Source organism: Bacillus haikouensis (assembly GCF_013179555.1).
Classification (GTDB): domain Bacteria; phylum Bacillota; class Bacilli; order Bacillales; family Bacillaceae_B; genus Rossellomorea; species Rossellomorea haikouensis_A.
Genome location: NZ_JABMCR010000176.1, coordinates 1 through 9,135, shown reverse-complemented (window position 1 = coordinate 9,135; position 9,135 = coordinate 1). Strand labels below are relative to the sequence as shown.

Sequence of the window (9,135 nt, the reverse complement as noted above, 5' to 3'; positions counted from 1 at the left end):
TTTTCAGCTTTTGTCCCAGTTTATGGAATCAATCATACTTTACTCATTGAGGTAAACTGTCTGCTCCATTATCCGATAAAACTCCAGCTTCTTTTTCAATTCGTTTTTTTTACTGAAATTTTCTTTACACTATTCGCCTATATAAATTGCTCGAACTTTATTACCTTTTGCACCCAATACGACCACCAGATAATCATCTGCTCCTTGAAGCCTAAGTGTGAATTGAATTTTAGGATATGGCTAATACTCGTCCAATCGAAATTATTATTCCAATCATAGAATATAGAACGATAACTGTGAATGAAGGCAACCTAACGTAAAGCAAAATCAATCTAAAAACGAAAAATAGGTTTGAGTTTCTTACAAAGAAATAAAGTAGAAAGGGGAAAGATAAATGATGAGAAATTCAGAGAGAAGATTATTACCCAAACTTAGAAAAGGAAGCAGCTATCATTCAGATGAATTAGTTGTTGCTCCTGAAAGTTGTGATATTTTCCCATTCAAGTGTGATTGTCCTCCTGGACCCCCGGGAGAACAAGGGCCTCCTGGACCCCAAGGGGAGCAAGGGATTCCTGGACCCCAAGGGGGACAAGGACCTCCCGGACCCCCGGGAGAACAAGGACCTCCCGGACCCCAAGGGGAGCAAGGACCTCCTGGACCCCAAGGGGAACAAGGACCTCCTGGACCCCAAGGGGAACAAGGACCTCCTGGACCCCAAGGGGAACAAGGACCTCCTGGTGTGTTTTCACCCTCCTATGGCTCAGTATATAGTACAGATCAATTGACAATAAACAGCAATCAGAATGTACCTTTTAATTCAAATGGAGTGCTTAATGGTATTACTCATATTCCACCCTCAGATATTGTGACGGTTTCATTAAGTGGAGATTACTCCATCACTTTTTATGTATTAACGACTACTAATAATCCTTCCGCATCTCTCGCTTGTGCCTATGCTATTGCAGTAAATGGAACAGTTCAGCCTGAGAGCGTTGGACATGGAATACAGGCGGGAAACCAAAATATTGAACAATCATTGACTGGGAATATAATCCTCACTTTAACTGCTGGTGATCAAGTAGCCCTCAGAAATGTAGGTAATACAACAGATGTCCTCCCTAATTCACAAGATGGTGTACCAGTTATTAGTTCCTCATTACAATTAATCAAACTAAATCAATAGAATCTAAGCGGCAGTCTAATACAAGAACAAAGTTTATTCAATGAGCTTCCTTAAGTGGGCAGGACTATGTTACAAATAAAAATGCAATTATCTTAGAAAACATTTAAAACTACTTACTTCTGATAATGCTTAATGTGGTTTGTATCCTTTGAAACATGTTCACTAATACGATTTGTGAACATGTTTCTTTGATTTCAACTTTGTATTTCCCTCTGAACTCTTGCTTAGTTGTGTTCCATGTTCACCCTGCTCGAATGTTCTTCTTGCGATTGCAGAGATTACTAGTTTATCTTCAATTATTGCCCTGCTTAACACTCAGTAACTTGTTAAAAATACTTTCCCCTTCGTTCCTTTAGAAGATTCAACAACAGAAACAGCATCTTTTATATCCACCAAGTCAAACGTAGAATCTGCCATCATCAAGCGTAATTTTTTATCATCTATTAGCCTTATCAAACGAGTTAAGGTTTCCTGCCAATGATTGGCGGAGACATTACTATTCCAATTTCGCAAATGAAACATCGCAGCATGAACGTTTGCTTTATTTACAATATCTGCCCAATTCACTTGTATCCCTGATAAAAGACCAATCGTTAAGAAATTGCCATCGGGGTGCACACAAAAGGCCAAATCATTTCCGGATGGTCCTCCAACTGAATCTATAGCTGCATCCGCACCGTTTCCATTTGTTAATTCCATAACCGTTTCATAGAGTGGAGCAGTAGAAGTATCGATTACATACGACGCACCCAGATGAAGTAAGTCTTCTGTATATTTATTATTTCTCGTAACGGCAATCAATCGAAAACCTAAAATTTTTGATAATTGAGCAAAAATATGCCCAATGGCAGAACCACAAGCGTTCACCAATAACACATCATCGGGTTTTAATTTTAAGATTTCCGTGCACGTCACCCACGCTGTAACAGGATTTATATACATTTGTGATGCCGTGAAATCATCAATAGAGTCAGGGACAGGAACGGCAAACTCAGCTGATGTCTTTACATACTCCTGCCAGGTTCCCTCGCCGCGTAAAGGTAAAACACGTTTACCAATCAGATTTTTAGAAACGAAGGGACCTGCATCCTCTACAATGCCGACTCCTTCATAACCAGGAATAGCCGGTAACGAAATTCGATGGGAATATGCCCCTCTAATCGGAATTAAATCAGAAGGATTTATTGGCCGGGCAGCCATGCGGACAAGTACTTCATTCTCTTTTGGTGATTCTATGCTTCTATCTTCAACTTTCAACACATTTTCAGGACTGCCGAATTCGTAGAATTTAACACATTTCGCATTCAAAACAATAAAGTCTCCTCAATATAGATTTAGATTCATTTATATTAATACTTTACTTTGGAGTACATCTTTAAATCCTTATGTTCCCCTTTGTCAGCCTCGGAGCCTATTCAAACCCGTTTGCATCATAACATGCTTTCGTGAAAAAAAGACAAGAAGACATGCAACGATGATTTCGGCAAGAGGGAGTGCAAGCCAGATCCCGGCGATTCCGAAAACCTTTGGTAATAACCATAGCAGAATCAATAGAAACACGAAACTTCGTAAAATGATTATTGTCGTCGAGGTTCGGATTCTGCCGATCGATTGAAAATAGGTCATGTAAACCATATTAAAGCCCAGGAACACATACCCAATGAAAAATAGGCGAATTCCCTGAATGGCAAGCTCGCGAACACCTTCCGATTCTAAACCAAAAAGTGAAACCAGCCAAGGAGCTGCAACCAAGCCGGCGATAAAGAGAAACAACCCAAGAATGAATGAAACCTTCTCACCGATCTTCAGGCTCTCTTTGATGCGTCCCGTGTCCTTGGCACCATGATAGTAACTGATCATCGGCTGCAGAGCCGACTCGATTCCGAAGAATGACAGGAACATAAAGCCGTGCAAATAGTTGACGACTGAGAAAGCAGCAACTCCCTCCGTTCCAAGTAAGCCAACGATCGTCAGGTTGTAACCAGCTACAAAAACAAGCATCCCTGCTTCGGCCAGGAAACTTGGAAACCCAATCAAGAAAATGCTTCCGAGCAGTCTCCATGACCACTTGAACATCAGCTTGCGCAAGGTCGTATTTTTCTTGAAAAAATGCAGCAAGAGAACGAGGAAACCAATGAAGCTCGCAAGTACAGTGGCAAGAGCGGCTCCCAGAACACCTAACTCCAAGGTGAAAATCATATAATAGTTTAAGCCAATATTGACGATTGCCGTTACACCAAGAGCGATCATCGCTAGAGTTGGACTGCCATCATTGCGGACAAAGATACTTAGCAGCTGCTGGACTGCGATCAGCCACCCAAACAGGAACAATATCGTCAAATAATCTATTGTATAGGAAAGCGTATCAGCATTTGCGCCGAGTAAATACGCAACCTTTTCAACATTAACGTAACCGATGACTCCAATGACCACTAACGGCACCAATAAACTGGCTGTGGCCAGCGAGAATACACTCCTTGCTTTATCCGGTTCCCTTTCTCCAATATGAACCGAATAGATCGTTCCCCCGCCTATTCCTACCCACAGTGAAATCGAGAAGATCAGCGAGAACAATGGCATGGCAAGATTTACAGCAGCAAGTCCTTCCGCCCCGACTCCCTGACCAACAAACACACCATCTATTAGTATATTAGCTGACATCAGCATCATTCCCAGTAAAGAGGGAAAAAAGTAGTTGATAAAGACCTTTTTAACTGGTTGATGTTTTAAAATTTCATGAGATTCGTTCATTTATGTCAATCCTCCTGTAACTTCATACAAGAGGAAGTATAAACCTTAAAGTAACTTGAAGGTCAACCGATTTCTTCGACTGGAATCTGTATCCAGGTCACATAACCATTTTCGTCTTGAATAACGGACTCATCCAGCATCAATATCTCTATAGGAGCTCCCGCCATACGATAGTTATGTTGATGAAGCCGATCTAATAGAGTAAGATATGTCTCTTTAGGCGTTTCATATGGACCGCAGCGCGGATAGCAGGCATACATCCCCGACTCCAAATAAGAGACAGGCAGATCTTTCTTTTCATGATGAAGCAGTTCAAACAGAGCTTGATGTTTGACAGGCCCTTCCTTATTGAGACTCTCCACATCGACGGTTGCCCCAAAATCACCTGTGAAAAAACCTTCATAACTAATCCCGGATAACACGAGTTCCTCAAGATCCTTTACATACAGTGCCTCTGACTCTTCCATTAAATCAATTGGTGAGTCATTGTAAAGATAAGAAATTGCCCGTACCGGAAACCAGCGAAATATCAGTGAAGGGTTATCACGAAGCGAAAGTCCTTCTTCGATCGTATTTATTTTATTTTTAATTTTTCCGGCAACAAACTTCAAACTTTCAATTTCTTTCTCCACAGCATCCAGCCTCTTTTCAAGCAGTTCCTTCGTATTGTCAGGAGTACGCTGACTCAAGTGCTGCTGAATCTCTTTAATGGAAAAACCGTGATTCTTAAGGAAAATAATCGTCTCGAGTACAGTAAACTGTTCTACGGTGTAATAGCGATACCTGCTTTCAGGGTCAGTATATTTAGGTTTGAAAATACCGATCTCATCATAGTAACGAAGTGTAGAGGATGATAATTGGAATAGTTTTGCTACTTCCCCAACACGAAACCGCTGTTTCATACTGCATCTCCTTTCAAATTCCGGATATGTTGGCTTTTTAAGTTTACTTGAATAGGCTATCTTGTACAAACCTGCTTAAATAAAACGATTACTCCCGTTCAACAACGGTTCTGATGAAGAAACAATTAAATACTTTAGAGATATTTAATATCTATAATTAGACAAAAGAAAATAATTGACTGTTACGTCTTTTGTGCAACAAGCATGTATAGGGATTCAGCCGGGAAAAATTTCTCTGTTACTTTGAATCCTGCTTCAGTCATTTCCCGCTCCATTCCTTCCAAGGTAATTCTTGGTGCTTTCTTGGAATGTCCTTTTGGTTCAAGTTCCAGACAAATGAAACAGCCTTCTTTTTTCAGTACATGTTTCATTTGTTGCAGCAGCGGTGCCAGCGGCTGGATTTCATGCAGTACGAGAGAAGCAATGATGATATCGATAGAGCCATCAGGTAATGGAAGTGACTCCATGCTTCCATGCACCGGGATAATATTCGTGAGCTGTGCTTCCAGGGCTTTCTCATTTATTATTTCCAGCATTGCAGCGTCGATATCCAGGGCGTATACGCTGCCCTTGATCCTTTTTGCAGCAGGGATGGAAAAATAGCCGGTACCTGCGCCAAAATCCAACATACAGTCCGTTTCTTTTAAAGGAATCATGTTCAGCAGCTGTTCCGGGGAGAATTCTTTTCTTCGTTCGGGACTTTCTAAATACGATACTTTTCCTTTGCCGTGCTTGCCATGCGGGTGTTTCATATAGATTCCCCTTTCTTACGATGCTGATTCTCCTGGCTGAATTTTTCTTCTATCAGTGCTGCGTTCACAGCCAAGGCAGCCATACTGCCTTCCCCTGCCGCTATAATTAATTGAGAAGGACCGGCAATTCGCGTATCTCCGCACGCAAACACCCCTTCTATATTCGTGCGCTGCCAGCTGTCCGTTTCAATCCCGCCCTGCTCGTTTACTGTGTATTCAAGTGATGAATCAAAAGAAGCTGCCTGTTTCCATTCCGCAGCGATAAACCCTCCTTCACGGTACACTTCTGTTTCATCTTCAAGCTGGATTTTTTCCAGCAGTCCCTCTTCGCCAATGAAAGAGGCAATCTTCTTTTCATTTATACGGATGCCTTTGCTTTTGAGCAATTCCTGCTCTTCAAGCGGAAGAACTTTACTGCCGTTGGTAAAAACAATTAAATCGTTCGTCCAGTTTGACACCACTTTCGCCATATGAAATGCCTTGTGATCATCTGCGATCACTGCAAGCGGCCGATCTCTTAATTCCCAGCCATCACAGAAAGGACAGCTGAACAGGCTCTTGCCATAGAACTCTTTGACCCGAGGGATCTCCGGAAGAACTTCCTTAAAGCCGGTGGCGAGGATGATGTTTTTCGCAGTGAATACTTCCCCATTTTCTGTCGCTACCTGGAACAAGCCGGAATCTTTCGTTAGTCGATGCACCCGTTGCTTTTTGATCTTCACGTCCGGGTACCTGCTTAATTCTTCCTGGGCAATTCTTTTGAATTCCTGCGGATCTATACCGTCCCTTGTGATAAACCCGTGGGACTCGGAAGTCACCGCATTTCTCGGTTTGTTGTCATCAAACAGGATCGTTCTGCGTCTTGATCTTCCAAGTACTAAAGCCGCATTCAGCCCAGCCGGTCCTCCTCCAATCACAGCACAGTCTATTATCATTTTGTCCACTCCTTTTAATTTTTTTCTTCTGTCTGTTGGATTCCTGCCTCTTTAGCGATATCGATTAAAAGCTTTGATTCCAGTTCATCTTTCATATTTTCCTCTGCCTGCCTCATGACGTTCTCAATCAAACAGCCTTCATGATGAATGGAGCAGTCGAATAAGCTGGTATCTCCTTCAATCGCATGAATAACATCCAAGAAAGATATTTCATGTTTTGTTCTTGAGACTTTATAGCCTCCCTTTGCGCCTGGCGTTGACTCGATCAAACTTGCTTTCGTCAGTTTGGTTAATATCTTAGAAAGGTATGTCGGGGAAAGTTGCTGCATTTCAGCTAATTCCTTCACTCCCACCGAGCTCCCCGCACGCTGCACCATTAAATGGACCATCGTATGCAGAGCGTAATTTGTCGCATTTGAATATCTCATACTCCGCCTCCTTGTTTAAAAAAGATATTAAAGACTCTTGATGTCTATAATATAGATAAGCTTATCACTGAACGTGAAGGAAATCAACTTGGTGGTTTTTAAACTTCGACTTAACTGGTACATTAACCGAAAAAAGAAAAAGCTGGAGAAATCATACCTAAAGACGAACATTTTCAGTGTTGACTCTAAATACCGCTAATGATTTCCGTGCAAGACTTCGCTTTCCGCGGGCGGGCGGTAAGCCTCTCGTCGCATACGCTCCTGTGGGGTCTCACCTGTCTCGCTTTTCCCTCAGGAGTCTGCGTCTTGCACTCCAATCAACCGCTGGAAAGAGCTAAAAACGTATGTATATTGAACAAAATAAAAACTTTTGTCCCAGCCTATTCATTTATTTAGTCAGTCGGGTGAATTTGCAGTTCACCCATAGATTGAAAAAAATTATACATGAGAACCAGCCCGATGCTTAATAAAAACAGGGCTAAAACAGCTTCCACTGCCCTTCGGAGATAACTTCGACCTCTCCGTCAATCACTTTGATGGCGGTTTGATCATCAATCGCATACGCCTGCCCCTGCATTCCGGCAGCCCATTTCTCTGCAGCAGCCATGGTGTTATGCGGCAGCATCTCGTGTTCCAAGTGGGGAAAAATTGAAAAATCGACCATGTTCAGCGTGTCATCGCCACCGCCTGGTGGAGTCCAGCCAACGAAGAATTCACCAATGTTAGGTGCCATCACCATGCTTCCGGCGCTCATTCCCACATAGACTGATTTCAGGGACGGCAAGAGGTCTGCCAGTCCGGATTGCTGCATCCAGTGACTCAAGTAGAGGGCATCGCCGCCCGCCGCCAGCAGGACGTCCGTCTCCTGGACCAGAGGCACCCACCGGTCTTTGTCGATACTTGGCAGCGCTGTGAGCTCCAGCACACCAACTGACTTCCAGCCCAGATTGACCATGGGATTCTCGGAATTGCCGCTGATGAACTCCCATGTTTTGACGCCGGGGCCGACCCAGGGGTGTCCGTACATCGCGGTGGGGATGCAGAGGGCACTGGAGTCGGCGATCGGCTTGTCCAGCATGTCAACCAACGTGTCGTGTATTCTTTTGTTATTAATGCCTGCAGATGTGAGTAGAAATTTCATAACTTCAACTCCTTGTCGTTGTGTGGTTTTACCAAATCTTCAAGACTGCAATCCTTTGATATTACTAACTATATATAAACGAATCCCTTAATCTCTCTAGACGTTCCTCATCCTTTGACCCGCCCGTTCTGAACAAAAGAAAAAGCTAGAGATCAGCTGCCGTACCTTCAGCCTTTAGCACCCGTTTGCAGAAAATGAGAATGTTTCATTTAGAGGCTATGGTATATGACTTTATTTCCTTTACCTTTCCAGACCTTGCAGTATTGCTAAACATATATACATCGCAGAAATCAATTTTTGTACCATTTGCGAATGACATTACACCATTTATTGAAGCGAATTTCCCATGAGTGATCACTTGGTAAATTTCAAGGCAATCAATGAGGTTTTTATGATCATTCTGCAATGTAGTAATGAATGAACATTTACCTTCTATTTTTTTATTATCTTTTAATTGATACCATATAATAGATTCATCTGCATATTCGTTTAAGATTTCATATTGCTGCTTTACCATAGCTGCTGTAAATTCAATGACTATTTGTTTCCTTGGAGCATTGTCACATCCCTTTGGAATGATAAGCTTCATTTCATTTGGGGAACTGTTCACTTCATTCAACCTCCTAAAAGACCCCATTATATTACGTATACTTTACTTGAAAGAAATAAGCAAGACAATAGTATAAAAAGGCTCCTTCTTTCCCAACGAAGCCCGATACAAGAATAAAGAGCCTCAGACCCAGCTAAAGTGTACCCTTTGTAAAGGACATTTTAAAAAAGCCTAAGCTACTTCTAAAAGATGATCTCTGTATTGAACAGGGGTCATCTTTTTTCGATTCCATTGATATCTATGGCGGTTATAGTAAGTAATGTATTGCTTAATTTCCTTTTGTACATCCTCTAATGTCAGGCAGGATTTAACAGAGGTTTCATCTTTCAGGTGTCCAAAGAATGATTCAATGGGGGCATTATCCCAACAGTTGCCCCTTCGGGACATTGATTGACGGATTCCAAGTTTTTTAACCATTTTTTGAAATTGGGGA

General features: G+C 42.2%; 11 protein-coding genes. 2 read left to right on the top strand and 9 right to left on the bottom strand.

Translation table 11 applies throughout. The annotated features are described in order from the left end of the window. Positions 1-470 precede the first annotated feature (470 nt). Both HP456_RS24855 and HP456_RS24850 read left to right on the top strand, forming a co-directional pair. A complete protein-coding gene (locus tag HP456_RS24855) occupies positions 471-785 on the top strand; it encodes a hypothetical protein (RefSeq protein WP_216663315.1) in 315 nt (104 codons plus the stop codon). Further along, positions 782-1,183 carry a BclA C-terminal domain-containing protein gene (locus tag HP456_RS24850; RefSeq protein WP_216663314.1) on the top strand — a complete coding sequence of 134 codons (402 nt, stop codon included), beginning with the start codon at positions 782-784 and terminating at the stop codon, positions 1,181-1,183. Before HP456_RS24855 ends, HP456_RS24850 begins: the two co-directional genes overlap by 4 nt. A 315-nt stretch (positions 1,184-1,498) precedes the next feature. Here HP456_RS24850 and HP456_RS15865 read toward each other — a convergent pair whose 3' ends face one another. From HP456_RS15865 to HP456_RS15825, 9 genes are all read right to left on the bottom strand, one after another. Further along, a complete protein-coding gene (locus HP456_RS15865) occupies positions 1,499-2,491 on the bottom strand; it encodes a zinc-dependent alcohol dehydrogenase family protein (protein ID WP_172252830.1) in 993 nt (330 codons plus the stop codon). Between the two features lie 90 nt (positions 2,492-2,581). Then, positions 2,582-3,934, bottom strand: a complete 1,353-nt coding sequence (locus HP456_RS15860; protein WP_172252828.1) for an MATE family efflux transporter — start codon at positions 3,932-3,934, stop codon at positions 2,582-2,584. A gap of 62 nt (positions 3,935-3,996) precedes the next feature. Next, positions 3,997-4,836 (bottom strand): MerR family transcriptional regulator, encoded by an 840-nt coding sequence (locus tag HP456_RS15855; RefSeq protein WP_172252826.1) that lies wholly within the window; start codon positions 4,834-4,836, stop codon positions 3,997-3,999. A 182-nt stretch (positions 4,837-5,018) separates the two neighbouring features. Next, positions 5,019-5,588, bottom strand: a complete 570-nt coding sequence (locus HP456_RS15850; protein WP_172252824.1) for a class I SAM-dependent methyltransferase — start codon at positions 5,586-5,588, stop codon at positions 5,019-5,021. After that, a complete protein-coding gene (locus HP456_RS15845) occupies positions 5,585-6,523 on the bottom strand; it encodes an NAD(P)/FAD-dependent oxidoreductase (protein WP_172252822.1) in 939 nt (312 codons plus the stop codon). Before HP456_RS15845 ends, HP456_RS15850 begins: the two co-directional genes overlap by 4 nt. 14 nt (positions 6,524-6,537) lie before the next feature. Further along, complete coding sequence (locus tag HP456_RS15840; protein ID WP_172252820.1) at positions 6,538-6,951, bottom strand: Rrf2 family transcriptional regulator; 414 nt, start codon at positions 6,949-6,951, stop codon at positions 6,538-6,540. Positions 6,952-7,429: 478 nt separating this feature from the next. Beyond that, positions 7,430-8,092 (bottom strand): Type 1 glutamine amidotransferase-like domain-containing protein, encoded by a 663-nt coding sequence (locus HP456_RS15835; protein WP_172252818.1) that lies wholly within the window; start codon positions 8,090-8,092, stop codon positions 7,430-7,432. A 205-nt stretch (positions 8,093-8,297) separates the two neighbouring features. Further along, entirely contained in the window at positions 8,298-8,702 is a 405-nt protein-coding gene (locus HP456_RS15830; RefSeq protein WP_172252834.1) for a hypothetical protein, read from the bottom strand. A 171-nt stretch (positions 8,703-8,873) separates the two neighbouring features. Next, on the bottom strand, positions 8,874-9,135 hold a 262-nt coding region (locus HP456_RS15825; protein WP_172252816.1), incomplete at its 5' end, for an IS3 family transposase.